General features: G+C 69.1%; 25 protein-coding genes and 1 pseudogene. 19 read left to right on the top strand and 7 right to left on the bottom strand.

What is annotated here, in order from left to right:
* Positions 1–16 precede the first annotated feature (16 nt).
* Together sucD and ML01_RS11775 are read left to right on the top strand one after the other, a co-directional pair.
* Positions 17–889, top strand: coding sequence for a succinate--CoA ligase subunit alpha (sucD, locus tag ML01_RS11780; protein WP_058555587.1), 873 nt, complete (start codon positions 17–19; stop codon positions 887–889).
* 143 nt (positions 890–1,032) lie between these two features.
* Positions 1,033–1,371, top strand: coding sequence for a P-II family nitrogen regulator (locus tag ML01_RS11775; RefSeq protein WP_058555586.1), 339 nt, complete (start codon positions 1,033–1,035; stop codon positions 1,369–1,371).
* Positions 1,372–1,433: 62 nt separating this feature from the next.
* Here the strand turns inward: ML01_RS11775 and ML01_RS11770 are convergent, their stop codons facing one another.
* Positions 1,434–2,252, bottom strand: a complete 819-nt coding sequence (locus ML01_RS11770; protein ID WP_058555585.1) for an outer membrane protein assembly factor BamD — start codon at positions 2,250–2,252, stop codon at positions 1,434–1,436.
* A gap of 54 nt (positions 2,253–2,306) precedes the next feature.
* On the opposite strand from ML01_RS11770, the gene rluD reads away from it, so the two are divergent.
* From rluD to ML01_RS31340, 5 genes and pseudogenes are all read left to right on the top strand, one after another.
* On the top strand, positions 2,307–3,344 hold the full coding sequence (gene rluD, locus ML01_RS11765) for a 23S rRNA pseudouridine(1911/1915/1917) synthase RluD (RefSeq protein ID WP_082674197.1): 1,038 nt from the start codon (positions 2,307–2,309) through the stop codon (positions 3,342–3,344).
* Positions 3,341–4,120, top strand: a complete 780-nt coding sequence (gene pgeF, locus ML01_RS11760) for a peptidoglycan editing factor PgeF (RefSeq protein WP_058555584.1) — start codon at positions 3,341–3,343, stop codon at positions 4,118–4,120. The genes rluD and pgeF overlap by 4 nt, the downstream gene beginning before the upstream one ends.
* Positions 4,121–4,457: 337 nt before the next feature.
* Positions 4,458–6,674, top strand: coding sequence for a carboxy terminal-processing peptidase (locus tag ML01_RS11755; protein ID WP_254045226.1), 2,217 nt, complete (start codon positions 4,458–4,460; stop codon positions 6,672–6,674).
* 152 nt (positions 6,675–6,826) lie between these two features.
* Complete coding sequence (gshA, locus tag ML01_RS11750; RefSeq protein ID WP_082674191.1) at positions 6,827–8,479, top strand: glutamate--cysteine ligase; 1,653 nt, start codon at positions 6,827–6,829, stop codon at positions 8,477–8,479.
* A 152-nt stretch (positions 8,480–8,631) separates the two neighbouring features.
* A pseudogene (locus ML01_RS31340) lies at positions 8,632–9,117 on the top strand (AAA family ATPase); the annotation flags it as partial.
* 446 nt (positions 9,118–9,563) lie between these two features.
* Here the strand turns inward: ML01_RS31340 and ML01_RS11740 are convergent.
* Positions 9,564–10,412 carry an SDR family oxidoreductase gene (locus ML01_RS11740; RefSeq protein WP_058555582.1) on the bottom strand — a complete coding sequence of 283 codons (849 nt, stop codon included), beginning with the start codon at positions 10,410–10,412 and terminating at the stop codon, positions 9,564–9,566.
* A 241-nt stretch (positions 10,413–10,653) separates the two neighbouring features.
* Here ML01_RS11740 and ML01_RS11735 point away from each other — a divergent pair, with 241 nt between their 5' ends.
* The 3 genes from ML01_RS11735 (at position 10,654) to ML01_RS11725 (ending at position 13,500) form a co-directional block, all read left to right on the top strand.
* Positions 10,654–11,028 (top strand): FmdB family zinc ribbon protein, encoded by a 375-nt coding sequence (locus tag ML01_RS11735; protein ID WP_058555581.1) that lies wholly within the window; start codon positions 10,654–10,656, stop codon positions 11,026–11,028.
* 143 nt (positions 11,029–11,171) lie between these two features.
* Positions 11,172–12,950: an aspartate--tRNA ligase gene (gene aspS, locus ML01_RS11730; protein ID WP_058555580.1), complete on the top strand. Its 1,779-nt coding sequence runs from the start codon at positions 11,172–11,174 to the stop codon at positions 12,948–12,950.
* 289 nt (positions 12,951–13,239) lie between these two features.
* The gene (locus tag ML01_RS11725; RefSeq protein ID WP_058555579.1) at positions 13,240–13,500 is read left to right on the top strand and encodes a hypothetical protein; all 261 of its coding nucleotides are present in this window, start codon (positions 13,240–13,242) and stop codon (positions 13,498–13,500) included.
* Positions 13,501–13,513: 13 nt separating this feature from the next.
* Here the strand turns inward: ML01_RS11725 and ML01_RS11720 are convergent, their stop codons facing one another.
* Entirely contained in the window at positions 13,514–13,810 is a 297-nt protein-coding gene (locus ML01_RS11720) for a hypothetical protein (RefSeq protein ID WP_058555578.1), read from the bottom strand.
* Between the two features lie 296 nt (positions 13,811–14,106).
* On the opposite strand from ML01_RS11720, the gene nudB reads away from it, so the two are divergent.
* The 4 genes from nudB to ML01_RS11700 all read left to right on the top strand — a co-directional run bounded on the left by nudB (position 14,107) and on the right by ML01_RS11700 (position 17,286).
* On the top strand, positions 14,107–14,613 hold the full coding sequence (nudB, locus tag ML01_RS11715; RefSeq protein WP_371258209.1) for a dihydroneopterin triphosphate diphosphatase: 507 nt from the start codon (positions 14,107–14,109) through the stop codon (positions 14,611–14,613).
* Between the two features lie 39 nt (positions 14,614–14,652).
* Positions 14,653–15,822 carry an efflux RND transporter periplasmic adaptor subunit gene (locus ML01_RS11710; protein ID WP_058555577.1) on the top strand — a complete coding sequence of 390 codons (1,170 nt, stop codon included), beginning with the start codon at positions 14,653–14,655 and terminating at the stop codon, positions 15,820–15,822.
* Between the two features lie 30 nt (positions 15,823–15,852).
* On the top strand, positions 15,853–16,527 hold the full coding sequence (locus tag ML01_RS11705; protein ID WP_058555576.1) for an ABC transporter ATP-binding protein: 675 nt from the start codon (positions 15,853–15,855) through the stop codon (positions 16,525–16,527).
* Positions 16,528–16,821: 294 nt separating this feature from the next.
* Positions 16,822–17,286 (top strand): hypothetical protein, encoded by a 465-nt coding sequence (locus tag ML01_RS11700; RefSeq protein WP_058555575.1) that lies wholly within the window; start codon positions 16,822–16,824, stop codon positions 17,284–17,286.
* A 3-nt stretch (positions 17,287–17,289) separates the two neighbouring features.
* On the opposite strand, the gene ML01_RS11695 is transcribed toward ML01_RS11700, so the two are convergent.
* The 3 genes from ML01_RS11695 to ML01_RS11685 form a co-directional block, all read right to left on the bottom strand.
* On the bottom strand, positions 17,290–17,529 hold the full coding sequence (locus ML01_RS11695) for a hypothetical protein (RefSeq protein WP_058555574.1): 240 nt from the start codon (positions 17,527–17,529) through the stop codon (positions 17,290–17,292).
* 62 nt (positions 17,530–17,591) lie between these two features.
* Positions 17,592–17,888 (bottom strand): HigA family addiction module antitoxin, encoded by a 297-nt coding sequence (locus ML01_RS11690; protein ID WP_082674195.1) that lies wholly within the window; start codon positions 17,886–17,888, stop codon positions 17,592–17,594.
* Positions 17,889–17,911: 23 nt separating this feature from the next.
* Positions 17,912–18,193, bottom strand: a complete 282-nt coding sequence (locus tag ML01_RS11685) for a type II toxin-antitoxin system RelE/ParE family toxin (RefSeq protein WP_058555572.1) — start codon at positions 18,191–18,193, stop codon at positions 17,912–17,914.
* A gap of 73 nt (positions 18,194–18,266) precedes the next feature.
* Here ML01_RS11685 and ML01_RS11680 point away from each other — a divergent pair, with 73 nt between their 5' ends.
* From ML01_RS11680 to ML01_RS11660, 5 genes are all read left to right on the top strand, one after another.
* Positions 18,267–19,472: an ABC transporter permease gene (locus ML01_RS11680; protein ID WP_058555571.1), complete on the top strand. Its 1,206-nt coding sequence runs from the start codon at positions 18,267–18,269 to the stop codon at positions 19,470–19,472.
* 75 nt (positions 19,473–19,547) lie between these two features.
* Positions 19,548–20,741 carry an ABC transporter permease gene (locus ML01_RS11675; RefSeq protein ID WP_058555570.1) on the top strand — a complete coding sequence of 398 codons (1,194 nt, stop codon included), beginning with the start codon at positions 19,548–19,550 and terminating at the stop codon, positions 20,739–20,741.
* A gap of 91 nt (positions 20,742–20,832) precedes the next feature.
* Positions 20,833–21,240 (top strand): hypothetical protein, encoded by a 408-nt coding sequence (locus ML01_RS28685; protein WP_058555569.1) that lies wholly within the window; start codon positions 20,833–20,835, stop codon positions 21,238–21,240.
* A gap of 10 nt (positions 21,241–21,250) precedes the next feature.
* Positions 21,251–22,624: a KGGVGR-motif variant AAA ATPase gene (locus ML01_RS11665; RefSeq protein WP_058555568.1), complete on the top strand. Its 1,374-nt coding sequence runs from the start codon at positions 21,251–21,253 to the stop codon at positions 22,622–22,624.
* Positions 22,614–24,077 (top strand): hypothetical protein, encoded by a 1,464-nt coding sequence (locus tag ML01_RS11660; RefSeq protein WP_058555600.1) that lies wholly within the window; start codon positions 22,614–22,616, stop codon positions 24,075–24,077. Before ML01_RS11665 ends, ML01_RS11660 begins: the two co-directional genes overlap by 11 nt.
* Positions 24,078–24,092: 15 nt before the next feature.
* On the opposite strand, the gene ML01_RS11655 is transcribed toward ML01_RS11660, so the two are convergent.
* Entirely contained in the window at positions 24,093–25,523 is a 1,431-nt protein-coding gene (locus ML01_RS11655) for a DUF58 domain-containing protein (protein ID WP_058555567.1), read from the bottom strand.
* Positions 25,524–25,675: the final 152 nt, after the last annotated feature.

Here is a 25,675-nt window from a genome sequence, read left to right as displayed (position 1 = left end):
GCCCGGGGGCCACCACATGAGCGTACTCATCGACGACCGGACTCGCGTGATCTGTCAAGGATTCACCGGCAAGCAGGGCACCTTCCACAGCGAGCAGGCCATCGCCTATGGTACCCGCCTGGTGGGCGGGGTCACGCCGGGCAAGGGCGGCCAGCGCCATCTCGATCGGCCCGTGTTCGATACGGTGCACGCTGCCGTGCATGCCACGGGCGCGGACGCGACCATGATCTACGTGCCGGCGCCCTTCGCCGCGGACGCGATCATGGAGGCGGCGGACGCCGGCATCCGCGTCATCGTCTGCATCACCGAGGGCGTGCCGGTGCTGGACATGCTGCGCGTGCGCGCCGCGCTCGCGCACGGCAACAGCGTGCTGATCGGCCCGAACTGTCCCGGCATCATTACGCCGGGGGCCTGCAAGATCGGCATCATGCCCGGTGCGATCCACCGCCCGGGACGGGTCGGCATCGTGTCGCGCTCCGGCACCCTGACCTACGAGGCCGTGCACCAGACCACCGCGGCCGGCCTTGGCCAGAGTACCTGCATCGGCATCGGCGGCGACCCGATCCACGGCCTCGGCTTCATCGATTGCCTGGACCTGTTCGATGCAGACCCGCAGACCGAGGCCGTGCTGCTGGTGGGTGAGATCGGCGGCGACGCGGAAGAGCGCGCCGCTGCACACATCGCCGCGCGCACCTCGAAGCCGGTTGTCGCGTACATTGCAGGTGTCACCGCCCCGGCCGGCAAGCGCATGGGCCACGCCGGCGCCATCGTGAGCGGCGGGGCTGGCACGGCCGAGGGCAAGTATCGGGCGCTCGATGCAGCCGGGGTGGCGACGGTGCGCTCCCCGGCCGACATGGGTGCACGGCTGGCGGAGCTGCTCGGCGCCTGAGCCTTCACACGGCCGTGACGCACGGCGCCCGTTGATGCGGATGCGCGTCGCCCGAACGTTACTTGCAGATGCCTGTCTGTTCTACACGCCCGCGGGCTCTTATACTGCGGCGCATTGCATGCCATTCCCCAGCGGAGAACCCGATGAAGAAGGTCGAAGCGATCATCAAGCCGTTTAAGCTCGACGATGTGCGGGAGGCCCTGTCCCAGGCGGGCATCACCGGCATGACCGCCATTGAGGTCAAGGGTTTCGGTCGGCAGAAGGGGCACACGGAGCTGTACCGAGGCGCCGAGTACGTGGTCGACTTCCTGCCGAAGGTGAAGATCGAGCTCGTGGTCGCCGACAAGGACCTGGATACCTGCGTCGAGGCGGTGACCAAGGCCGCGCGCACCGGCAAGATCGGCGACGGCAAGATCTTCATCAGCACCATTGAGCGCGTCGTGCGCATTCGCACCGGCGAAGAGAACGAAGCCGCGGTTTGAAGCCCGGCCGCCCGGGCTGCCGCACCGGCGGCTCGCGACGGCGTGCCCGCGCGACTGCCCGATCAGTTCTCGTCCAGGCTCAGATACTCCCAGATCCGCCGGCCGAGGCTGATCTCCTCCGGTGCCGGCGTGTCGTCGATGAAGCGTCCCTCGCGGCGGTTCAGCTCTAGCACGCGCCGCGCGTCGGCGGCGAGCTGCTCCTTGCCCAAGCGGTCGTAGGCGTCGATCATCACCTCCAGCGCCTCTTCCACCGCAGAGGTCCGCTGGAAGCGCTCGATCACGTACTGCGCCCGATTCGCCGCCGCGAGGTAGGCGCCGCGCTTCATGTAGTAGCGGGCGACGTGCACCTCGTTCTTCGCGAGGTTGCTGCGCAGATAGAGCATGCGCTGGCGCGCATCGGCGGCGTATCTGCTGTCGGGGAAGCGCCGTACCAACTCGCCGAAGTCCTCGAAGGCGTCGAGCGCCGAGCCCGGGTCGCGCTGCGACTGGTCGGTGGGGATGAAGCGGTCGATAAAGCCGACGCTGCGGTTGTAACTGACGATGCCCTTCAGATAGTAGGCGTAGTCGACGTAGGGGTTTTGCGGGTAGAGCTTGATGAAGCGGTCCGCGGCGGCGATGGCCTCCTCGGGCTGCTCGGACTTGTAGTAGGCGTAGGCGACGTCGAGCTGGCCCTGCATGGCGTAGCGCCCGAACGGGTAGCGGGTCTCGAGCTTGCGATAAAGCTCGATGGCGCGGCTGTAGTTGTTGCCGTCCATCTCGCGGGCAGCCTTGTTGTAAAGCTCCGCGGCGGTCCATCCTTCGGTCTCATCGAAATCCTTGCCGATGATGCCGCAGCCGGACAGACCGATGGCGAGCAAGAAAATGAGAATGGCTCTGCGCATCGAGGTCCGCGTGGAAAAAATGTCTAAACAGCCCGGCATTGTAGCGAATCTTTGATGACCGACACAGGATGCTTCGACGCCGACGCCGACGCCGACGCCGACGCCGACGCCGACGCCGACGCCGAGCCCACAGCGGGCGATGGTCTTGTGCAGCAGGATCTCGTCATCGCGCCCGATGCCGCCGGGCAGCGTCTGGATCAGGCCCTGGCCGCCCTGCTGCCGGCGTTCTCCCGCAGCCGGATCCAAGGCTGGATCGACGCCGGCGAGGTCCGGCTCGACGCCCGGCCCGTGAAGCCGCGCACCCGCGTCTTCGGCGGGGAGCGGGTGCAGATCCGCGCTAGCCTGCCGGAGGCGGCGGCCTTCGCGGCGGAGCCCATCCCGCTCGCCGTGGTCTACGCCGACGCCGACCTGCTCGTCATCGACAAGCCCGCGGGCCTGGTCGTGCACCCCGCCGCCGGCAACTGGTCCGGCACGCTGCTGAACGGGCTCCTGCACCTCGACCCCGGGCTTGCGAGCCTGCCGCGCTGCGGCATCGTGCACCGGCTGGACAAGGACACGAGCGGGCTCCTGGTCGTCGCCCGCACGCCCGGTGCGCACAAGTCGCTGGTGGCGCAGCTCGCGGCGCGCACCGTGAGCCGCGAGTATCGTGCGCTGGTGCGGGGCGAGGTCGTCGCGGGCGGCAGTGTGGACGCTCCCATCGGCCGCCACCCGGTGCGCCGCACCGCGATGGCCGTGGTGGCGAGCGGCAAGCCCGCGCGCAGCGACTATCGGGTGCTCGCGCGCTACCCCGGCATAACTTGGCTCGGCGTGCGCTTGCACACGGGGCGCACGCACCAGATTCGCGTGCACTTGGCGCACATCGGCCATCCGCTGGTGGGCGATCCCGTGTACGGCTCTGGGCGTGTCACGAGCGCGCTCCCTGGTGCGCCGGGCGGTGCCGCCGCCGCGTCGGTGGCGGCGTTTCCGCGCCAGGCCCTGCATGCGCTCAAGCTCGGGCTTGTGCATCCGCGCACGGGGGCGGCGCTAGCCTTCGAGGTGCCGCTGGCTGCAGACCTCGCGACGCTCCTGGCAGAACTGGAGGCGGTGGCATGAGCATCGAGGTGATCCTGCCCGACTGGCCGGCGCCGGCCTGGGTGCGGGCCTGCACCAGCACGCGCCACGGCGGCGTCAGCGCCGGCCCCTACGCGGCGCTCAATCTCGCCCACCACGTCGGCGATGATCCGGCCGCGGTGGCGGTGAACCGCGCGCGGCTCCGTGCGGCGCTCGCGCTGCCCGCGGAGCCGCGATGGCTCAACCAGGTGCACGGCTGCGACGCCGTGACCGCGGCGGCGCCGTCGCCGGACCCCCCGGTGGCGGACGCGTCGCTGAGCCGCTTGCCCGGCCAGGTCTGCGCCGTGCTCACCGCGGACTGCCTGCCGGTGCTGCTGTGCGACCGCGCGGGCAGCGTCTGCGCCGCCGCGCACGCCGGCTGGCGCGGCCTGCACGCCGGCGTCATCGAGGCCACCGTGGCCCGGCTCGGCGCAGCGCCGGCTGCACTCATGGCCTGGCTCGGCCCCGCCATCGGCCCGGAGCGGTTCGAGGTGGGCCCGGAGGTGCGCGCGGCCTTCGTCGCCGCTGATCCGGCGGCGGCGGCAGCCTTTCGCGCCGGTACCGGCGACCGCTGGTTTGCGGACCTGTACGCGCTAGCGCGCACCAGGCTCGCGGCGCTCGGCATCACGGCGGTGTTCGGCGGCGATCTCTGCACCCTAAGCGATCCGGCCCGCTTCTACTCCTACCGCCGCGATGGGCGCACCGGGCGCATGGCAACGCTGATCTGGCTCGACCCGGTCGGCGTCGGCGCTTCTGCCCCCGGCGTTGCAGCAACTTGAACAAGAGCGTCGCGGTAATGTCGTATGCGCAAAACGGGCTGAGCTCGACAAAGACAACGAGTACGGCTGCGGTGGGGCTTGAGACAACCCCGATCGATCGCGTTACAGTCGGCGCGCTGTGGGCTTGGCGCCTTTCGCAAGTGGTTGAGGCCCTTGAGGACGATACAACCGAACTGCCGCGTTGCCCGCTCGCGTGCGAATCGCCGCCCGGACGGCCGCTGTCGGGACCATGCCGGCGTTCAAGTCGTTGAACTCCGCGCAAGCTGTCGTTACTGTCTGACTTTGGGCAACGGTCTCGCGGCGCGCGCCCCGCCCCACCCTAGATTCGAGCCCGTCGATGGCTGCAAAGTACATGATCCGAACCACCAATCGCTCCGACCTTCCCATCGCGACCGCCGCGTCGAGGGCCTTCGCCTGCGGTACCGCGTCGCCCGCCCGGCCCAGCCGGCGCCGGCCGCGTGTCGCGACGTTGCTCGTCGCGCTGGCGGCCTGGCTCTGCGTGTCCTGCGCGGCGGTTGCCGAGTTCACGCCCGTCGGCTTGGCCGAGCTGTTCCCGTCGGAGCGCCAGAGCAAGACGACCCTGGTCATCAACAAGGTGTTGGAGCGCTTCCACTACCGCAGCTTCCGGCTGGACGACGCCTTTGCCCAGCAGAGCCTGCTCAACTACTTCGAGGACCTGGACCCGAACCGCTCGTTCTTCCTGCAACGCGATGTTGATCGCTTCGCGCGCGGTGCGAACCGGCTGGACCAGGATCTGGACCAAGGCAAGCTCGACGTCGCCTTCGACATCTTCCGCGTTTATCGCATGCGCGTGGACAGCCGCATCGACTATGCGTTGTCGCTGCTGGACCAGAATTTCGACTTCGAGCGTCCGGAGACCTACCGCTTCGACCGCAAGGACGCCCCTTGGGCGGCCACCGACGCGGAGCTCGACGCCCTCTGGCGCCAGCGCGTCAAGTACGACTACCTGACGCTCAAGCTCGCCGACGAGCCCGAGGGTGAGATCCGCGACCAGCTCCGCAAACGCTACGAAGGCATCGCCCGGCGCATCCACCAGTTCACCGCCGACGATGTCTACCAGGCCTTCGTCAACGCATATACGCGCACGCTGGAGCCGCACACGAGCTACATGTCGCCGAGCACATCGGAGAACTTCGACATCAGCATGCGACTCAAGCTGGAGGGCATCGGCGCCGTGCTGAGCGGCGAGAACGAGTACACGGTGATTCAGCGCACCATCCCCGGCGGGCCCGCACGCCAGTCCGGCCAGGTGCACACCGGTGACCGCATCATCGGCGTCGGCCAGGGTCGCAGCGGTGAGATGGAAGACGTCGTCGGCTGGCGCCTGCAGGACGTCGTGGACAAGATCCGCGGCCCGAGCGGCTCCACGGTGCGGCTCCAGATCCTGCCGAAGGCATCCGGCTCCGGCGGGCGTACGCGCGAGGTGGAGCTGGTGCGCAACGAGATCCAACTGGAGGACCAGGCCGCGAAGTCCTACCTCATCGATGTACCGGGGCAGGGTTCCGCGCTTCGCATCGGCGTCGTCCAGGTGCCGGCCTTCTACCGCGACTTCCGCGCCGAGTCTGAGGGCACCAACGATTTCACCAGCACCACACGCGACGTGCGCCGCCTCATCGGCAAGCTGCAGGCGGACGGCATCGACGGCCTCGTCGTCGATCTGCGCGGCAACGGCGGCGGCTCGCTCACCGAGGCCACGTCGCTCACCGGGCTCTTCATCGACGAGGGTCCCGTGGTGCAGGTCAAGGACGCGCTCGGCAAGGTGGATGTGGAGGTGGACCCGGACCCGGGCGTCGTCTACGACGGCCCGCTTGCTGTGCTCGTGGACCGCAACAGCGCGTCGGCGTCCGAGATCTTCGCCGGCGCCATCCAGGACTACGGCCGCGGCGTCATCATCGGCGAGCCCACCTTCGGCAAGGGCACGGTGCAGACGCTTATCGACCTCGACCGCTACATGCCGGGCAGCGCCGCCGAGCTCGGCCGTCTGCGGCTGACGATGGCGGAGTTCTTCCGCGTCAGCGGCGGCAGCACGCAGTTGAAGGGCGTTGAGCCCGATATCCGCTTCGACCTGGGGCCGGACCTGGCCGACCACGGCGAGCGCTCCCTCGACAACGCGCTGCCCTGGGACCGCATTCGCCCGGCTAAGTACTCGCCCTATCGCTCCGTGGACGTGGTGCCGCTCCGCCAGCGCTCCGCGCAGCGCATCCAGCAGGACGAGGGCTTCAAGATGCTGACGGCCCGCGGCGATGTGCTCACCGAGATCAACCGGCAGCAGGAGGTGTCCCTGCGCGAGAGCGAGCGGCGCCGCGAGGCCGAACGCCGCGACGAAGTGCTCAAGACCGAGCGCGACCGCTTCCTGCTCGCCCGCGGCGTGCGTCCCGTGGACGAGGACGCCGACGAGGTGGACGAGGAGGCCCTCGAGCGCCAGCAGGAGGTCATCGAGCGCATCCAGGCGGAGGAGGCGGCACGTATCCTCGCCGACGTCATCCTCATGCAGGACGCCGCAGATCGCCCGCGCGCGGCGATGCGCGACTGAGCGATTCCGGAAGCCCGCCCTGAGGCCCGGCTGGGCCGCCGCACCACCATGTTGCAGTCACTTCATCTCTGCCGCGCCGACGGGCGCGGCGACTTCGCGCGTGCGGGCCGTCTCGTGGCCGCGCCTGTGCCGAGCGCTGCGGCGGCCACGGCATGAGCGGGCGCGCATCGTTTGAGCTCGCCCCGGCTCTGCTCGGTACCTTCGCCGACGACGCCGGCCGCGCCGCCCTCGCCGGCGGGCTCGTGGGGCTCGAGAAGGAGGCGCTGCGGGTCAGCGCCGCGGGCTCCGTCGCACCCACCCCGCACCCCGCGGCGCTCGGCTCGCCGCTGACGCATCCGTGTATCACCACGGACTTCTCCGAGGCCCTGATCGAGCTGGTGACGCCGGCCCTCGGCAACGGCGAGCAGGTGCTCGACCTGCTCGCCGACCTGCACGCCCATGTCTATCGGCACATCGGCGACGAGCGCCTGTGGGCGAGCAGCATGCCCTGCGTGCTGCACGGCGGCGCGGACATCCCCCTCGCGCGCTACGGCACGTCCAACGCGGCGCAGATGAAGACGGTCTACCGGCGCGGCCTCGGCAACCGCTATGGCAGGATCATGCAGATCATCGCCGGCGTGCATTTCAACTTTTCGGTCGACGAGGCGCTGTGGCCGCGGCTTGCCTCGATGCGGGCGCCGGCGCCGCGCTTGGCAGACGGCGGCGACGCTGAGCGCGCGGTGCTGGGTTTTCGCGCCGAGTCCTACATGGGCATGGTGCGCAACCTGCAACGGCTCGGCTGGCTGGTGCCCTACCTGTTCGGGGCATCGCCCGCGGTGTGCAAGAGCTTCGTGCAGGACGTGACGACGGATTTGGAATCTTTCGACGCCAACACCTTCTTCTATCCCCATGCCACGTCGCTGCGCATGGGCGACATCGGCTATCAGAACCGCCAGGAAGAGGGCACGGGCATGAAGGCCAGCTACGATAGCCTCGATGCCTACATCAAGAGCCTCACCTGGGCCATCGAAACGCCCTGTCCGCAGTACGAGACCATCGGCATCAAGGTCAACGGCGGCTACGAGCAGTTGAACGACCACGTGCTGCAGATCGAGAACGAGTACTACAGCACCGTCCGCCCGAAGCAGATCACAGATTGGATGGAACGCCCGACGCTGGCGCTGCGCCGGCGCGGCGTGCGCTATGTGGAGCTGCGCTCCGTGGACGTCAATGCCTACCATCCGCTCGGCATCGACCTGGAGACCATGTGCTTCCTCAAGCTCCTGATGCTCTACAGCCTGCTCATCGAGAGCCCGCGCATCGACGCCCGTGAGCGCCGCGCCATCGACGCCAACCAAGTGCTTGCGGCGCACCAAGGGCGAGCACCGGGCCTCAGGCTTCAGGCCGGGGATCGGCAGCCGACGTTGCGCGATTGGGCCGCACGGGTGCTGGACGCCATGGCGCCCCTCGCCGAGCTGCTCGACGATGCCGGTAGCGGCGACCGCTTCGTGGCGAGCCTCAAGGCACAGCAAGCCAAGGTTGTAGACCCGGCGCTCACCCCCTCCGCACGCATGCTCGCCGAGATGCGCGAGCGTGGCGAGGGCTTCGCGGCCTTCGCTCGCCGGCTCACGGAGCAGCACCGCGAGCGCTTCCTGGCCGCCCCGCCATCCGCGGAGCGTGGGGCCTGGCTTGCGGATCTAGCCGCCACCTCGCTCCACCGCCAGCGTGCCATCGAGGCCGCCGACGCCATCGACTTCGACGAATTCTTGCGCCGCTACTTCGCCCAGAGCGAGGCGCATCCGGTGGAGCTGCCGGCGCCGGTGTGAGCCGCCGCGGCCCGGCTCCTGTGGACGAGGTCAAGGAGCTGACGCAGCGCGGCACCCACCTGAGGCTGGAAGACAGTAGCGAGCGGATCAACAAGTGGTAGCTTTGCGGATGGGCAGGCAAAGTTCGGGGGTCGGACTCTCGGAAGTCGCTGATGGCTCTCAAAAAGGTGTCCCAAACTGAGGGATCGCTCGACACCGCGCCGGCACGGACTGGGAGCGCCGGCTTTCAGCCGGCTTCGCGCGCCGGGGGCTCAATGCCCCCGGTGCGCGATCTGCGGCGCGGGCGCCGGGCGGTTGGCCATGCCGCGCCGCCGGGCGGACCACTGCGCATGTGCTCTCTGATCAGCCCAGACGCCGCCGACGCGGCATCGAGCCGCGCCGAGGCGCTCGCGATTGGCGAGGGGCGAGATGCACTCTATCTGGACCTGGAAGAGCGCGACGACCGCAACCGCCTCGCCAACCCGGCCCTGTTCCTTGCGGCCGCCGAGGACCGGCTGGTGATCCTGGACGAGATCCACCGCATGCCGGAGCTGTTCGACACCCTGCGCGGGGTGATCGACCGCGGGCGCCGCAGGCAGAAGGGCAAGGGCCGTTTTCTGATCCTCGGCTCGGCGTCCATCGACCTGCTGCGCCAGTCCGGCGAGAGTCTGGCCGGGCGCATTGCCTACATTGAGCTGACGACGCTGACGGCGTTGGAGATTCCCGGCGACCGCGCGGCGCGGGAACGGCTTTGGCTGCGCGGCGGCTTCCCGGACCCGTACCTGGCCGACAGCGATGCGGACAGTCTGGCGGCTGCGCCGGGACTTCATTCGCACCTACCTGGAGCGCGACGTGCCGTTGTTCGGGCCGCGTATCCCGGCGGCGACGCTGGAGCGGCTCTGGACCATGCTCGCGCATCTGCAGGGTGGGCTGCTCAACGCCTCGCAAGGCGATCGCGGACCTCCGGCCGACGCGGGCCTTGCTGGTGCATGCCGGCGATGATCGTTACCCCATCACCGAACAGGTCGAGGCCATTGGGCTGCGCCTGCTGGCCGAGGAACTGGCGAGCGCGGGCTAGCCAGCGCGCAGCATCCGACCGTCGCGGTCAACCGCCGCCGCCGCGGCTGATGCGCATCAGCGTCGAGTCTAACGCCCGGGTGCCGAGCAGGCGCTTGAGCGTGGCCATGAGATGGGTTGGGAAGGTGACGTAGTAGCGCGGTCGCGGTCGCGGGCTTTCGAGGGCGTGGATGAGCTTGTTCAGCACCGCCTCCGGCGGCAGCGTGAAGGGCTGTGCCGGGCCTTCCGTGGTGAGACGGGCCTCCATCCGAGCATAGGCGTCGCGGTGGACGCTGTGCTCGGCATCGATGGTGCGCAAGTACATCGCATAGCCGTTCTCGCGGAAGCGGCTCAAGATCGGCCCGGGCTCGATGAGGCTGACGTGGATGCCGCTGCCGGCCAGCTCCAGGCGCAGCGTATCGGTGAGCCCCTCCAGCGCGAACTTGCTCGCCACATAGGCGCCGCGGAAGGGCAGGGCGATCAGGCCCAGCACGGAGCTGTTCTGCACGATGCGCCCGTGCCCTTGGGCGCGCATGAGCGGGATGGCGCGGCAGGTGAGCTCGTGCCAGCCGAACAGGTTGGTCTCGAACTGTGCGCGCAGCACGTCCCGCGTCAGGTCCTCCACGGCGCCGGCCTGGCCGTAGGCGCCGTTGTTGAACAGCGCATCAAGCCGCCCGCCGGTGTGTGCCAGCGCGGCATCGAGCCCGGCCGCGATGCTCGCCGGGTCGTCGAGATCGAGCTGTACCGTGGTCAGGCCCTCGTCCGCGAGCCGCGTCACATCCGTCGCCTTGCGCGCGGAGGCGATGACCTGCCAGCCCCGCGCCGCCAGCCCATGCGCGCAGGCGTGGCCGATGCCGCTGGAGCAGCCGGTGATGAGGATGCTGCGTGGTGCTGCCATGTGCTTGAGTCCTCCCGATGGCGGTCGTCAGTCGCCCTTGCGCTAGGTGCCCACCAACTCGGCCTGGGTGAGCACATGGTCTGCCATCGCGGCCGTGAGCTGCGCCTTGGTGGGGCGGTCCAGGCCCGTCAGCAGAGTGGCGGGCGCATTGAGCTTGTCAAAGTAGCGAGTGCTTTGAAAGCGGTGCCCGTAACCCTACCATGTGCGGGTTGTTCGATACCCCCGGTGAGGATTTGCGACCATGCCCATTTACGCCTATCGCTGCGAGAGCTGCGGCCACGAGCTCGATGCGCTACAGAAGCTCAGCGATGCCCCCCTGACCGACTGCCCCGCGTGCGGTGCTGCGGCGCTGAGAAAGCAGATCACCGCCGCCGCCTTCCGGTTGAAGGGCGCCGGCTGGTACGAGACCGACTTCAAGAAGGACGGCAAGAAGAACCTGCATGACGGCGGCGAGAAGCCGGCGGACGCCAAGGACAAGGCGCCCGCAAAGGATACGTCCACGGACAAGCCCGGCACCGCCGGGGGTGCCGACAAGGCCGCCGCCGCCAAGCCGGCCGACAAGCCCGCCGCCAAGCCCGCCGACAAGCCGGCACCGAAGGCGGCCGCCGCGAGCTGAGGTAACCCGGTCGCCCGCCCGCCGTGCCTGCCTTGCGCGGGGGGCGACCGGGCGCTATCTTGATCTGCTTTTTCGGGCGGCGTTGAGCCGCCCGTGTCGTTTTCACGCGCCGGCTCGGCCGGCGCCCAAGGGGACAGACCACCATGCGCAGCCATTACTGCGGCGAGCTTCACGCCGGACTCCTCGACGAGACCGTTCGGCTCGCCGGCTGGGTGCACCGTCGGCGCGACCACGGCGGCGTCATCTTCGTGGACCTGCGCGATCGCAGCGGCCTGGTGCAGGTGGTGTTCGATCCGGACCGCGCGGAGATCTTCGCGCTGGCCGAGCAGTTGCGGAGCGAGTTCGTCGTCGCCGTCGAGGGCCGTGTGCGCCGCCGCCCCGACGGCACCGAGAACCCGCACCTGCCCACCGGCGAGGTGGAGCTGCTCGGGCTCGGGCTCAGGGTGCTGAACCGCGCCGAGACGCCGCCGTTTCAGCTCGACGACTACCACACCGACACCTCCGAGGAGGTGCGGCTGCGCTATCGCTACATCGACCTGCGTCGCCCGGAGATGCAGCATCGCCTGCGCATCCGCTCGCGCATTACGGCCACCATGCGTGCCTTCCTGGACGCCGAGGGCTTTCTCGACATCGAGACGCCCATCCTCACCAAGTCCACGCCCGAGGGCGCGCGCGACTACCTGGTGCCGAGCCGCGTGCACCCGGGCGAGTTCTACGCGCTGCCGCAGTCGCCGCAGCTCTTCAAGCAACTGCTGATGATGTCGGGCTTCGATCGCTACTATCAGATAGCGCGCTGCTTCCGCGACGAGGACCTGCGCGCCGACCGCCAGCCCGAGTTCACGCAGCTCGACATCGAGACCTCGTTCATGGACGAGGCCGAGCTGACGGGCCTGATGGAGCGCATGATCCGCACGCTGTTCCAGCAGGTGCTGGGCGTGGACCTGCCGGACCCCTTCCCGCGCTTGACCTATGCCGAGGCCATGCGCCGCTACGGCTCCGACCGCCCGGACCTGCGCGTGCCGCTGGAGCTGGTGGATGTCGCGGACCTGCTGGGCGAGGTGGACTTCAAGGTCTTCGCCGGCCCGGCGGCGGACCCGGAGGGCCGCGTCGCGGCGCTGTGCCTGCCCGGCGGCGCCGAGCTCTCGCGCAAGGAGATCGACGACTACACCAAGTTCGTCGGCATCTACGGCGCTAAGGGGCTCGCCTACATCAAGGTCAACGAGTGGGCGGCGCAGGGCCGCGAGGGCCTGCAGTCGCCGATTCTGAAGTTCCTGCCCGATGCCGCGGTGACCGGCATCATGGCGCGCACCGGCGCGCAGGATGGCGACCTGATCTTCTTCGGTGCCGACAAGGCCAACGTCGTCAACGAGGCCATCGGCGCGCTGCGCACCAAGCTCGGCCACGAGCGGGGCTTGGCGGAGTCCGGCTGGCGCCCGCTCTGGGTCGTGGACTTCCCGATGTTCGAGCACGACCCGAGCACGGGCCGCTGGGTCGCGCTGCACCATCCGTTCACCGCTCCCAAGGACGACCAACTGGAGCGCCTGGAGTCCGATCCCGGCGGTGTCGAGTCCCGTGCCTATGACCTGGTGCTGAACGGCACCGAGGTCGGCGGCGGCTCCATCCGTATTCATCGCGAGGAGGTGCAGCGAAGCGTGTTCCGGTTGCTCAAGATCAGCGACGCGGACGCCGAGGCGCGCTTCGGCTTCCTGCTCAACGCGCTCAAGTACGGCTGCCCGCCCCACGGCGGCATCGCCTTCGGGCTGGACCGGCTCGTGATGCTGATGACCGGCAGCCCGTCCATCCGCGACGTCATGGCCTTCCCGAAGACGCAGACCGCCTCTTGCCTGCTCACCGACGCGCCGTCAGCCGTGGACGAGGCGCAGCTTAAGGAGCTGGCGCTGCGGATCAAGCTTCGGGCCTGATGTTCAGGGGCTAGGGAGGCTTCACCTCAGACCGACGAGTCGTGCTCATCGCTATCGAAATCGCTATCGGGATCGGGATCGGGATCGGCTGGCACCCGGTTCGATTTCGATTTCGACCCCGATCCCGACGCACCTCGCGAGTCCGACGCCCCGTCGAAACTTGACTCATCAGCAAACATTTGGCGCCGGCAAGCAATCTAGGGGCTAGGGGCGTGCCGGCTTTGTTGCGGGCTGTCATGCGGCCCGCATATCATGCCGCATGATCCTTGTTCAGGAGGAATCCCGAACCATGTTGAAGATGGTAGGCAACAGCGGCCAGTTGTCCCTGGGCAAGCAGTTCGCGGGCCGTTACTTCGATGTCGAGGTGCGCGACGACGGCTCGATACTGCTCAAGCCCATGCGGGTGATCCCGGAATGCGACGCTTGGCTCTACACGGCCGAGATGCGCGAGCGGCTGCAGGCCGCAGATGCCTGGATGGACGACAACCTGCCGTCGGAGACAGACCTGGAGTCGTTGGCAGAACGGCTTGCGAGCAACGGCAAGCATTGACGCGCAGCCCTGCCTATTTCTTGCCGTAGGCGCTGTCGTGGTCCGTATGCAAGGCGATGAAGCGGACGTAATCTCCGTCCCGCCGGACGACAGCGCGGCTGCGCTGCGACAGTCGAATCGTAAAGCGCCCTGGCGCGTCTTTGATCTGTTCCCAGTTCAGCCCGTGGTCCCTGTAGAGCGTGGGCCAGTCCAGCCCGCGCAGCTTGCGCAGGGTCTTGAGGACGGGTTTCAGCTCGCTGACGTCGAGGTTGAACAGATCCGCTTGAAACGCGGGGAAGTTCAGATCTAAGAGCACGCGCTTGGCGGCCATGCTCAGCGGTCTCTCAGCTCGGCGAGACTGCGCCGGACGCCGGCTTCGTGTTTATAGTATTGCCAGAACGGCCAGCCATTCGTTGCGATCGAGCGGCTCGGGGACGCAGAGCGTTCGCCCTTGCTCGCACGCTGGAGCGCGGGAGCCAGCGCCCCCCACAGGTCGGACTTACGATTGACGCCCTCATTGGCCACCCCGGATGAACGATGACTGGCAGTGAAAAATAATAGAGGAGAAGCGCGCTGTCGAGCGGGTGGTGCATTCTGCCGCAGGCCCCGCATGAGGCGCCCGGGGGCATGTCCATGACCTCGGGCTCGCTGGGAGCGGATGGATTTGCCAGTGCGGCGCGCGGCGATGTCGAGCGCGCGAAGCGTCCCATCTCCGTCCTCGTCGTCGTCTTCACCCACGCGGGCGACTTCCTGCTGCTGGACCGCGTGCACCCGCCGCACTTCTGGCAGTCCGTCACCGGCAGCCTGCGGCCGGGTGAGACGCCGCGGTCGGCGGCGCTGCGGGAGTTGCGGGAGGAGACCGGCCTCTGCGGCGGCGGCGCGCTCATGGACCTGCACAGCACGCGGCTCTTTCCCATCAAGCCCGCCTGGCGGGCGCGCTATCGGCCCGGGGTCTGCTTCAACCGCGAGCACTGGTTCGCGCTGCCGCTGCCGGGGCGGCGGCTGATTCGGCTGGCGGCGGACGAGCACAGCGATCATCGCTGGCTGCGCGCAGAGGATGCCGCGCGGTTGGTGGGCTCCTGGACCAATCGCGACGCGATCCGGCTCATCGCGAGCCGCTGCGCGCTGTGCTGACCAGCCGACCTTAGGCACCGGGTCGTCCCCGCCCAGCACGTGCGCATCCCCATCGGCCCAATCCTGATATTGCTGCTCGCGCTCGCCGCCGGGGCGGCCTGGTGGGTCTGGTCGCGCCCGCAGCCGGTGGCTGTGCGCGTCGCCGAGGTCGAGCGCGGGCAGGTGGAGGAGATCGTCGCCAACACCCGCGCCGGCACCGTCAAGGCCTGTCGGCGGGCACGGCTCGCGCCGGCCATGGGCGGGCAGATCGCGGAGCTGCCGGCACACGAGGGCGACCGGGTCGAGGCGGGCGAGCTGCTGCTCGCGCTCTGGAATCGCGACCTGCTCGCGCAAATGCGCCTCGCCGAGCGCGAGGCCGAGGCCAGCATCGCCCGCGCCGAGGCCGCCTGCCTGAACGCCGAGCAGGCCGCCCGCGAGGCCGCCCGGCAGGAGAAGCTGCAAGAGCGCCGCATGGCGAGCGAGGAGGCCATCGACCGCGCCCAGACCGCCGCCGCGGCGGGCCGTGCCGAGTGCGAGGCCGCTCGCGCAACGGCGCGCGTCGCCGCCGCCCGCGTCGGGGTCGCCGAGGCGGAGCTGGAGCGCTCGCGGCTGACGGCGCCCTTCGCCGGTGTCGTCGCGGAGGTCTCGGGCGAGCTCAACGAATACGTCACGCCGTCGCCGCCGGGCATCCCGACGCCGCCGGCGGTGGACCTCATCGACGACAGTTGCTTTTACATCTCCGCACCGATAGACGAGGTGGACGCAGCACGGGTGCGGCTCGGTGACGAGGCACGGGTGACTCTGGACGCCTACGCGGAGCGTGAATTCGTTGGCGTCGTGCGGCGCATCGCGCCCTACGTGCTGGATCAGGAAAAGCAGGCGCGCACGGTGGAGATCGAGGTCGTCATCGCCGAGCCGCCGGACGACCCGCCGCTGCTCGCGGGTTACAGCGCCGATGTCGAGGTCGTCACCGCCGTCGCGACGGCGACGCTGGTGGTGCCGACGGCTGCCATCCAGCCCGGCCTGGGCGCCGAGCCGGACCGGGTCATGGTGCTCGGCGCCGACGGTCTGCTCGCGTCCCGCGACATCGAGACCGGCATCGGCAACTGGGAGCGCACCGCCGTCACCGCCGGGCTCGCGGCCGGCGAGCGCGTGGTGCTGTCGCTGGACCGCGACGGCGTCGAGCCCGGTGCGGCGGCCGTCGCCGAGGACACGGCAGCGCCCGACTGAGGCGCCGCCCGCCGAGCCCGCGTCACGCCCATGATCGAGCTTACCGGCATCGAGCGCCGCTTCCAGGTCGGCGACCAGACCGTCCACGCGCTGCGCAACCTGGACCTGACCCTGGCAGACGGCGACTACGCGGCCGTCATGGGGCCGTCCGGCTCCGGCAAGAGCACGCTCCTGAACATCCTGGGGCTCTTGGACCGCCCCGACGCCGGCAGCTACCGGCTCGACGGCACCGAGACGACGACGCTGCCCGAGGAGCGCCGCGCACGGCTGCGGCGCGAGCGCATCGGCTTCGTCTTCCAGGCGTTTCATCTGATCCCGCGGCTTACCGCCGCCGAGAACGTCGAGCTGCCGCTGATGCTCGCCGGCGCCCCGGTGCGCGAGCGCCGCCGGCAGGTGGCCGATGCGCTCGCCGCGCTCGGGCTGACCCCGCGCGCCGACCACCGTCCGGACCAGCTCTCCGGCGGCCAGCGCCAGCGCGTCGCCATCGCGCGGGCCACGGTCACCCGCCCGAGCCTGCTGCTCGCCGACGAGCCCACCGGCAACCTGGATCGCGCCAGCGGCGCGGAGGTCATCGAGGCGCTGGAAGCCCTCAACAGCCAAGGTCTGACCCTCATCGTCGTCACCCACGACCCGGCACTCGGCGAGCGCGCCCGGCGGCGCATCCAGATGGACGACGGCGCCATCCTCGGCCCGCCGGCCGTCTAGCCGGCGCGGCCCGGGTACGCCGACTTCAGTCGGCCCCTTGGGTGCGCCGACTTCAGTCGGCCCGGGGCAGCGCGACTCCAGTCGCCCGTTACCCTCCCATACGCGCCTAAACTCCGCCTCGACGCACGCACGGGAAGGCTCCGCCGTCCGCCCCGGCTCGGCAACGCTGCGCCCTGCGGGCGGCAGCGCCGCCAAGACCGCGTTGCGGGGCAGAGCCCCGCAACGAGAATGGCGGGATACGCAAAAGACTCCCCGGCAACGTCCACGCTTGACTCAGCACCACCGGAGCCCGCCATGACCCACTGGAACCACCGCGTGATCCGCAAGCCCACCGGCGACGACGACGGCGGCGCCACCTACGCGATTCACGAGGTCTACTACGACGAACAAGGCCGCATCGAGAACTGGACCGCGAGCCCGATGGAGCCCTTCGGCGAGAGTCCGGCCGAGCTGCGCGAGGACATCCGCTGGTTCCTCCAGGCCTGCCGGCGCCCGATCCTGGAGCTGCGCACAGTGGACGGGCGCGAGACGCTGGTGCCCGACGACGACGCGCCGGACATCAACGACGGCCACTACTTCGAGCTGATGGACCGCGCCGCCGTGGCGCTGGACTACATCTACCAGTACCTCGGCAGCCACCCCGTGCTGCGCCGGCACCCGGCGCTGCGGGCGATCTACGACCGGGCCGAGGACGCGCTGGGGGATCTGTATCAGGCGGCCGGGCGGCTGGAATTCGACCCGGCCGCGCGCGAGGCTTAGCGGTCAGTCCCCGTCCACCAACTCCAGCCGGCGCTCGAGGCGCTCTAAGCGTCGCCGCAGATCCGCAATCTCATCGGCGTGCGTGGCATCGAGGGCGTGAAACGCGGAGAGGTGATGCTTGATGGCCGCGATGCCCGTCTCGACACCCGTGAAGCGCAGGCGCATCTCCGCTTGCATGTCGTCGAGCTTCGCGTGGACGCGCCGCAGCATCTCGTGAGTCAGATTCTCGACATCGCTGGGCATGACTGGCCTCCATCTGTCTGTTCTGCATAAGTTAAGCCATTTCGCCGCAAGCCGTCACGCCTTCATGTCGCCCGCGGCCGCACCTCTTGCGCCAGCCGATCGCCGAGCCGCAGGCGGGCTTCTTCCAGGTCGTAGTCGGACTGGAGCCCCATCCAGAAGCCCTCGGAGGTGCCGAAGTAGCGGGCCAAGCGCAGCGCCGTATCGGCGGTAACGGCACGGTTGCCGTGCACGATCTCGTTGATGCGCCGCGGCGGCACACCGATGTCGCGCGCGAGCTGGTTCTGGCTGATCCCGAGGGGCTCCAAGAGCTCCTCCAGCAGCACCTCGCCGGGATGGATGTTGTCGAGCCTTGCATTCATGCTCATGTCTTGGTCAATCGATATCAGTGATAGTCGGTGATCTCGACCTCGTAGGCGTCGCCGTTGTCCCAACGGAAACAGATGCGCCATTGGTCGTTGATGCGGATACTGTGCTGGCCGGCCCGGTCTCGGCTCAGTTGCTCGAGGCGATTGCCGGGCGGCACGCGCAAGTCCTGGAGATTTTGCGCGTTGTTCAGCATGCGAAGCTTGCGCCGGCCGATGCGCTGGGTCTCCGGCGGCAGTCGCCTGACCCGCTCGCCGCGCCAGATGCACTCCGTCTGCTTGTCGGCGAATCCCCGGATCATGGACTGCGAGTATAACGCATCGCGTCATGGCTCGCGGGCGCCCCGGCTGTCTCTGCCAGCGATTCCTCAAGGCATGCTCCCCACCGACACCCTCGCCAGCGCCGCCCGCGCCCTGACCGCACACCCGACCCGTACCTGGCTCACGCTGGCGGCGATGGCCTTTGCGACCGCCGCGGTGGTGCTGTTGTCGGCGCTGGGGGAGGGCGCGCGGCGCTATGTGCTGGACGAGTTCACGCAGCTCGGCACGCATCTGCTCATCATCATCCCGGGCCGCAACGAGACCGCGGGCGGTGCGCCGCCGCTGCTCGGCGAGACGCCGCGGGACCTGACCCTGGACGATGCGCTGGCGTTGCTGCGCTCGCGGCATGTGGCGCGCGTCGCGCCCGTGTCGGTCGGTGCCGCGGAGGTATCGGCGGGCGCGCTCTCGCGCGAGGTGACCATCCTCGGCTCCACGGCGGACTATGCGGACGTGCGCCGGCTCGACATGGCCGCCGGGCGCTTTCTGCCGCTTGGAGACCCGGAGCGCGGCGCGCCGGTGGCCGTGCTCGGACAGACCCTGGCGGAGGAACTGTTCGGCGCCGCCAACCCCGTCGGCCAGCGCGTGCGCATCGGCGACCGGCGCTTTCGCGTCATCGGGCTGCTCGCCGAGGGCGGGGTGTCCTTGGGCAGCAACATGGCCGATGTCGCCGTGATTCCGGTGGCCAGCGCGCAGGCGCTGTTTGACAACCCCGGCCTGTTCCGCGTGCTGGTGCAGGCCGGCGGGCGCGAGTCCCTGGCGGCCGCCGCCGCCGACATCCGCGCCATCATCCGCGCACGGCACGAGGGCGAGGACGACGTGACGGTCATCACCCAGGACGCGCTGCTCGGCACCTTCGACCGCATCCTCGGCGCCCTGACGCTCGCCGTCGCCGGCATCGCCGCCATCAGCCTCGCCGTCGCCGGTGTCTTGATCATGAACGTGATGCTCGTCTCCGTGTCCCAGCGCACCGCCGAGGTCGGCCTGCTCAAGGCCCTCGGCGCGCGCCATCGCGACGTGCTCGGGCTGTTCCTCACCGAGGCACTGCTGCTCGCCGCCGCCGGCACCGTCGCCGGCATCCTGCTCGCCTATGCCTGCGTGTGGACCTTCAACGCCTACTTTCCGGCCTTTCAGCTCGTCGTGCCGGTCTGGGCGCCGCTGGCGGCGGCGGTCGTCTCCATCGGCGCCGGGCTGCTGTTCGGGTTTTTGCCGGCGCGGCGGGCGGCGCGGCTTGATCCCGTGCGGGCGCTGAATGAAGTTTGAAGTTTGAAGTTTGAAGTTTGAAGGGTGAAGGTTGAAGTTTGAAACGTGCACCGCCCAACGAACAGCCGGAAACCCATGCACCCCATCGATGTCGCGCGCTACACCCTGGGCTCCGTCTTCGCCCGCCGCGGCCGCAGCCTGCTGACGCTCTCGGGCATCGCCATCGGCGTCGCCGCGGTGGTGCTGCTGACGGCCATCGGCGAGGGCGTGCACCGCTTCGTGCTGGCGGAGTTCACGCAGTTCGGCACCAACCTCATCGCCGTGAACCCGGGCAAGACGAGCACCATGGGCATGTCCGGCGCCATGGTTGCGAGCGTCCGGCCGCTGACCCTGGCCGATGTCGACGCGCTGCGCCGGGTGCCGGACGTGGAGGCGGTGGTGGGCGTGGTGTCCGGCAACGCCGCGGTGGAGGCGGGCAGCCGCAGCCGGCGCACCATGGTCTTCGGCGCCGGGCCGGAGGTGCCGGCGATCTGGGCCATGCGCCCGGCGCAGGGGCGCTTTCTGCCGGAGGACGGCGCCGGGCGGGCCGTCGCCGTGCTCGGGGCCAAGCTGCACCGCGAGCTGTTCCGCGGGGCGCCGGCGCTCGGCGCGCGCATCCGCATCGGCGGCGAGCCGTTTCGCGTCATCGGCATCATGGAGCCCAAGGGGCAGATGCTCGGCTTCGACCTCGACGACACCGTGTTCATCCCGGTGCAGCGCTCGCTGGCCATGTTCGACCGCGAGGGGCTGATGGAGATCGACCTGCTCTACGACGGCGCCGCGGACAGCGAAGCCGTTGCCGAGCGGGTCAAGGAGCTTTTGATCCGCCGCCACGGCCGCGAGGACTTCACGATAACCACCCAGGACCAGATGCTGGAGGTCTTGGGCTCGGTGCTGGACGTGCTGACGGCCGTCGTCGGCGCGCTCGGTGCCATCTCGCTCGTGGTGGGCGGCATCGGCATCCTCACCATCATGACCATCGCGGTGGCCGAGCGCCGTGCCGAGATCGGCCTGCTGCGGGCGCTCGGCGCCGGGCGCGGGCAGATCCTTGCGCTGTTCCTGCTGGAGGCGACGCTGCTCGCGCTCGCGGGTGGCGCGCTCGGCTTCGCCATCGGTGCCGGCGGCGCCTGGCTCATCGGTGCGCTCATCCCCGCGCTGCCGACCCGCACCGCCTGGGACTTCGTGCTCTTGGCCGAGCTTGCCGCCGTGCTCATCGGCCTTGCCGCCGGCGTGCTGCCGGCGCTGCGCGCCGCCGCGCTCGACCCGGTGGCGGCGTTGCATGAGGAGTAGCATGCGGGCCGGCCTGCCTGACGACCGCTTGAACTACAATGCCGTATCGGTAAGCTCCGTCCATCCCGCTAGCGCTACATAACGACAAGACATGGCCTATTCGATAGACCTTCGGAACGCGGCGCATCGTCATCTCAACGCTGCCAACGCCCTTTTTGACAAGGCCCCGCACGAGGCAGTCTCCGGCTACCTTTACGGCATTGCGGCGGAATGTGCCATCAAAGCGATGATGCAGCAGGCAGGCATGCAGCCACTGGACCGGTCGAAGCGCAGAAAAGATGACCCATTCTTTGCGCACTTTCCGGATCTTCGGATAATGCTGGAGGCGCAGGCTCAAACGCGGCTCGGCGGCACTTTGCGGCGTTTCATTGCGGACCCGAATTTCATGAGCCAATGGGACACGACGATGCGGTATGCGCCCGGCTCCGAGGTGCACTCGAAGTGGGTCGAAAAATGGCGCGAGCAAGCACGTCAAGTCGTTTCCTCCATCGATACCTAAGGGGCTGATTGTGTCCATACGTTTTGACGACAGCCTGCCGATACTCTGCAAGGTCATCGATGATGAGCTTGGCGCGGATGTGCTGGGCGGCGGTGCGACCCTACGCGATGCCGCGGGGCGACTCGCCTTTTTCGCCGGCTCTCCATTGGACGGAGAAACCAACGATCGGGTGAGCGCGGTGCTGCGCGAACAGCTCGGCGAATACGCCCGGACGGACCGCGTCCTGGCTGGGGCGGACGACTTCGGGGCGTCCCGGGTCTTGGAGGATCCTAACGCGCTGTGCCTGTCCGTCGGGGAGCATCGGATTCGGCTGGTCGACCGGCGCATGGTGGGCGCAGACTGGCTGCGAACGCCCGCCGAGGCCTCAGGGCCGCCGCCCCGGCTGGTCTTCGCTAGTCTCAAGGGCGGCGTAGGACGCTCGACGGCATTGGCAGTGGCCGCAGCCGACTTGGCTTCCCGGGGGCTTCGGGTCCTGGCGGTGGACCTGGACCTAGAGGCGCCCGGTCTTGGGCCGATGCTGCTGGAAGATGACACGCTGCCGGCCTTCGGCACCCTGGATGCCTTGGTGGAGAACGGCATCTCGGGCCTCGACGAGCGCTTCCTCGCGGACCTGATTGGTCCCTCGGGGCTTGCCGGCGGGCTCGGGCGCATTGACGTGATGCCCGCCTTCGGGCGGCAGTCCCTCGTCAATGCGGGCGAGATATTGGCGAAATTATCCCGCGCTTATACCGAAGATGTGCGGGCAGAGGGTGGTGTGGCGACATTCCGGGACCAGGTCGCAGAGCTTCTGCAGCGCTTCTCGGACCCAGATCGTTACGACGCAATCCTGATCGACGCCCGCGCCGGCCTGCACGAATCCACCGCGGCCGCCGTGCTCGGTCTCGGGGCTGAGGTGCTGCTTTTCGGTCTCGACGAGCCGCAGACCTTCCAGGGTTTTCGGGCGCTGCTCGCCCACTTGGCGCGCTTTGTGGACCCGGACGCTGCCGCGGCGCCGGAGTGGCTTGCCCGACTCACGGTGGTGCAGGGCAAGGCAACGTCTGCCGAGAGCAGACGGGCCTTCGCGGAGCGTTGCCGGGACTTGGTGGAGGAGATGGGGCTTGGACCGCGCCCGCCCCGCCCGCATGCGGGTGCGCTCGTGCCGGCGGAGCCCTTCAATGATCCGGAATGGGACGAAACCCTGCCGGACGATGCTGTGCTGCAATCGGAAGACTGGGGACTAGGGGAGCCGGTGGCGATCGCCGACGATGGCAATTATCGCGGCTTTGACCCGCTCAGGCGCGGCGATCTGCTCGCCGAGGGCTTGTACCGCGCGACCTTTGGAACATTTCTCGGCCACATACACAGTGCTGTCCCAAGCGCTCGAGAGGCGGGGCATGAAGATTGATGCCGGGAGGTTTCAGGCGATCCGTCGAGCGATTGCCGAGATCCCGGCAGACGTATCCAACGACGCGGTCGGTCAGCATGTCGCTCGTGTCGATGAAATGTATGCGCCTGACACCCACGCCGCCGCATTGGATCCATCCGCGCCGATCGTGCTGGGCGCACGCGGGACCGGCAAGAGTTTCTGGTCTGGCGTGCTGGGGCAGACCGACACCCGCGATGAGGCGTCTGTCGCCTATCCGCGTCTTGGCCTTTCGAAGATCGAGGTCGGCTTCGGATACACGGGTATCGGCGGACCGGACGGCATTGGCGAGGATTCGCTGAATGCGGCCGTGCCGCATGATGCGTCCATTGATGACGCGAAAGCCTTCTGGTGGGCGACGATCCTGGGCGCTGCGGACCGGCGGGGTTCTCTACCTGTTCGGCCTAAGCAGTTTCTTGCGCGGGCAAGAGATCCGGAGGCGCGGGAAGATCTGCTCATTAAGCACGAGCACCAGCTACGGGCTGAGGGCCGCATGCTGCTCGTTGTATACGATGCATTGGATACCGTCGCCAGAACCTGGCCGCGTCGGCGACGATTGACCGAAGCGCTGCTGGAGGTGGTGTGGGCGATGCGGGCTTACCGTTCCATTCGACTTAAGCTCTTTCTGCGGCCTGATCAAATCGAGGATGATGCCTTGCGCTTCGTTGAGCTGCCCAAGCTCAAGACCGGTGCGGTGCGGCTCGAATGGTCGGCGCGGGACCTGTATGGCTTGTTCTATTCGAGGCTTGCCCTTGCGGAAGACGAGGGGGCGCGCAAAGCGTTCAACACGGCGCTAGCGACACTTGGGCTGGCGGCCGGCAGCAGAAAGGGTATCCTGACCCGCCGCTGGTCCCTGGCAAGCGATGCCCGAGACCAGGAGCGGCTCATGTCCTTGCTTGCCGGTCAATACATGGGCAAGGGCACCTACGCCTACAAGAAGGGCAGCACCTACCGCTGGCCCATCGCGCATCTGGCGGATGCCCGCGGCGAGGTCACGCCCCGCAGCTTCCTGGGGATGATGATCGCCGCGGCAAAGTATGGACCGCCGCCAGATGATCGAGTCATTACGCCAGACGGCATTCGCCATGGTTTGCGCGCCGCATCCCGCACCCGGGTCGATCAACTGCACTACGAGTTTCCCTGGATCAAGCGCGTGCTCGCCCCCATGGCCGGGCTGCTGCTGCCCCAGCATGAGGAAGCGGTGTTCGACGTCTGGGGCAACGCAGGAACGATTCGGCGTATCCGACAAGAAGCCGGCAACGGGGACTACCTCCCGCCCTTCCCAGATGACGGACGCGGCGGTCCCCGCGAGCTGTTCGAGACCTTGGAGCGGATCGGCGTCATGTTCCGTCGCGCGGATGGCCGGCTCGACATGCCGGACCTGTTCCGTGTCGCGGCGCGCCTACTCAAGAAAGGCGCAGTAGCGCCGGCGTGAGCTAGTGTCGGTGCTTCACCTCAGATGGACGAGGCTTTCGCCCGGGTTCCGCGGGTCGACTGTGATCGTCCCCGGCCGGCGGTCTGTCTCAGCTTCCGGCGATGCGACCACCAGCACCGTCACCGGCAGTCCGCCGCTGCGCAGTTGCTCGACGAAGGTGCGGCGCGTGTCGTCCCAGCCGAGCAGCACGCACAGGCATGCGCTCTGCTGGGCGGCGCGGGCGGTGACGGTGTCGGCGAGGTGGCGGAAGTGATCGGCGGGCTGCGGCGCGATGCAGGCGAGCAGCTCCAGCATCGTGGCGGTGGTGAGGAGCCCGCGGCCGGCGGTGAGGATGCGCGTGCCGTCGGCGTAGAGCATCAGGTCGAGCAGGCCATCCGGGCCGTTGGGTTGCTCGCCGAGCGGGGCGAGGAGGGAGGCGGCGACGGACACGGCGGCCTCGAAGCGCGCCGGGTCGTCGCCGGGGGTTGGGCAGGTGTCGAGCACCAGGGCCTGGCGGCTGAAGTATTCGTCTCGGTACTCCTTGACCACCGGCTCGCCGGAGCGTGCCCAGGCGGCCCAGTGGATGTGCCGGGGCGAGTCGCCGGGCAGATAGTCGCGCAGCCCAATGAACTCGCGCGAGTCGCCGACGCTCGCGGCCTGCTCGATGCCACCCGGCTGCAGGCGTCGCCGGCCGGGGGGCTTGAGCCGCGGCGCCGGCCAGCGCTTGGGCAGCACCAGCAGGCGGTCGGCGCCGGCATCCGGGCCTGAGAGCGCACGCTCGCGGTGCATCAGACCGAGCAGCTCGGTGCGGGAGACGACGAGCGCATCGAGCGCGAGCCAACCGCGGCGGCTGGGCCGCAGGCGCAGCTCGACCGTCGCGACACCGTCGGCGGCCAGGTCCGGCAACGGCACGGGCGGCTCCGGTGCGGCGCGGCGGCCCTGCTCGATAAGCCATTCCCAGCGCGGATAGCCGAGCAGGCGCTCGACGGGGTTGAGGTCCGCTTCCGTCGGTGCGCGGCTGTCCAGAAAGGTTGCGAGGCGCGGGCGCGGGTCCGGCAGGCGCTCATGCAGGGTCAGCCCGATGGCCGGGCGCCGGCCGGTGTTCTGCACCTCGACCTGATAGACGCAGGGCTGGCCGACGGCGCCGCGCCTCGGCAGCCGGCGCCTGAGCGTGATTTTCGGCAGTGGCAGCCGCGTGCCGAGCCAGGCGATGGCGAGCAGCACGACGCCGAAGGCAAAGGCCTGGTGCGCCGCGGTCATGCGGGTGTCGAGCCCGAACAGCCCGGCCGCGAAGGTCGCCGCCAGCACGCCCTGGCCCGCCGGTGTGAAGCGCCGCCGGAGCCATTCCTGCCCGGCGCTTGCGAGCCGGAGATTGAGCCAGCTCCAGGACTTGATGCCGCGCTCGATGCGCGCGGGCAGCGAGCGGCGCGGGGTGCTCGGGGACGCGGGCGCTGCGCGCTTCGGCATAGTGAACATTTACAAACAAGGCGTACAAATCTTTTCAACGACGAAACACGCGAAACACGCGAAAAGGACGGCGGTCGACCGAGCATTTTTCGCGCTTTTCGCGTGTTTCGTAGTTCCTCTTCAGTCGTCGATGCCTCGGCTTTGGCGACACA

It is taken from the genome of Thiohalocapsa sp. ML1, assembly GCF_001469165.1.
GTDB lineage: Bacteria > Pseudomonadota > Gammaproteobacteria > Chromatiales > Chromatiaceae > Thiohalocapsa.
The sequence above is the reverse complement of the archived record's forward strand: the minus strand, read 5'-3'. Positions and strand labels throughout refer to the sequence as shown.

What these genes read in the sequence shown, in the direction of transcription:
- sucD (WP_058555587.1), top strand. Translation starts at nt 17, where the DNA reads ATGAGCGTACTCATCGACGACCGGACTCGCGTGATCTGTCAAGGATTC.
- ML01_RS11775 (WP_058555586.1), top strand. Translation starts at nt 1,033, where the DNA reads ATGAAGAAGGTCGAAGCGATCATCAAGCCGTTTAAGCTCGACGATGTG.
- ML01_RS11770 (WP_058555585.1), bottom strand. Translation starts at nt 2,252, where the DNA reads ATGCGCAGAGCCATTCTCATTTTCTTGCTCGCCATCGGTCTGTCCGGC.
- rluD (WP_082674197.1), top strand. Translation starts at nt 2,307, where the DNA reads ATGACCGACACAGGATGCTTCGACGCCGACGCCGACGCCGACGCCGAC.
- pgeF (WP_058555584.1), top strand. Translation starts at nt 3,341, where the DNA reads ATGAGCATCGAGGTGATCCTGCCCGACTGGCCGGCGCCGGCCTGGGTG.
- ML01_RS11755 (WP_254045226.1), top strand. Translation starts at nt 4,458, where the DNA reads ATGGCTGCAAAGTACATGATCCGAACCACCAATCGCTCCGACCTTCCC.
- gshA (WP_082674191.1), top strand. Translation starts at nt 6,827, where the DNA reads ATGAGCGGGCGCGCATCGTTTGAGCTCGCCCCGGCTCTGCTCGGTACC.
- ML01_RS11740 (WP_058555582.1), bottom strand. Translation starts at nt 10,412, where the DNA reads ATGGCAGCACCACGCAGCATCCTCATCACCGGCTGCTCCAGCGGCATC.
- ML01_RS11735 (WP_058555581.1), top strand. Translation starts at nt 10,654, where the DNA reads ATGCCCATTTACGCCTATCGCTGCGAGAGCTGCGGCCACGAGCTCGAT.
- aspS (WP_058555580.1), top strand. Translation starts at nt 11,172, where the DNA reads ATGCGCAGCCATTACTGCGGCGAGCTTCACGCCGGACTCCTCGACGAG.
- ML01_RS11725 (WP_058555579.1), top strand. Translation starts at nt 13,240, where the DNA reads ATGTTGAAGATGGTAGGCAACAGCGGCCAGTTGTCCCTGGGCAAGCAG.
- ML01_RS11720 (WP_058555578.1), bottom strand. Translation starts at nt 13,810, where the DNA reads ATGGCCGCCAAGCGCGTGCTCTTAGATCTGAACTTCCCCGCGTTTCAA.
- nudB (WP_371258209.1), top strand. Translation starts at nt 14,107, where the DNA reads ATGTCCATGACCTCGGGCTCGCTGGGAGCGGATGGATTTGCCAGTGCG.
- ML01_RS11705 (WP_058555576.1), top strand. Translation starts at nt 15,853, where the DNA reads ATGATCGAGCTTACCGGCATCGAGCGCCGCTTCCAGGTCGGCGACCAG.
- ML01_RS11700 (WP_058555575.1), top strand. Translation starts at nt 16,822, where the DNA reads ATGACCCACTGGAACCACCGCGTGATCCGCAAGCCCACCGGCGACGAC.
- ML01_RS11695 (WP_058555574.1), bottom strand. Translation starts at nt 17,529, where the DNA reads ATGCCCAGCGATGTCGAGAATCTGACTCACGAGATGCTGCGGCGCGTC.
- ML01_RS11690 (WP_082674195.1), bottom strand. Translation starts at nt 17,888, where the DNA reads ATGAATGCAAGGCTCGACAACATCCATCCCGGCGAGGTGCTGCTGGAG.
- ML01_RS11685 (WP_058555572.1), bottom strand. Translation starts at nt 18,193, where the DNA reads ATGATCCGGGGATTCGCCGACAAGCAGACGGAGTGCATCTGGCGCGGC.
- ML01_RS11680 (WP_058555571.1), top strand. Translation starts at nt 18,267, where the DNA reads ATGCTCCCCACCGACACCCTCGCCAGCGCCGCCCGCGCCCTGACCGCA.
- ML01_RS11675 (WP_058555570.1), top strand. Translation starts at nt 19,548, where the DNA reads ATGCACCCCATCGATGTCGCGCGCTACACCCTGGGCTCCGTCTTCGCC.
- ML01_RS28685 (WP_058555569.1), top strand. Translation starts at nt 20,833, where the DNA reads ATGGCCTATTCGATAGACCTTCGGAACGCGGCGCATCGTCATCTCAAC.
- ML01_RS11660 (WP_058555600.1), top strand. Translation starts at nt 22,614, where the DNA reads ATGAAGATTGATGCCGGGAGGTTTCAGGCGATCCGTCGAGCGATTGCC.
- ML01_RS11655 (WP_058555567.1), bottom strand. Translation starts at nt 25,523, where the DNA reads ATGCCGAAGCGCGCAGCGCCCGCGTCCCCGAGCACCCCGCGCCGCTCG.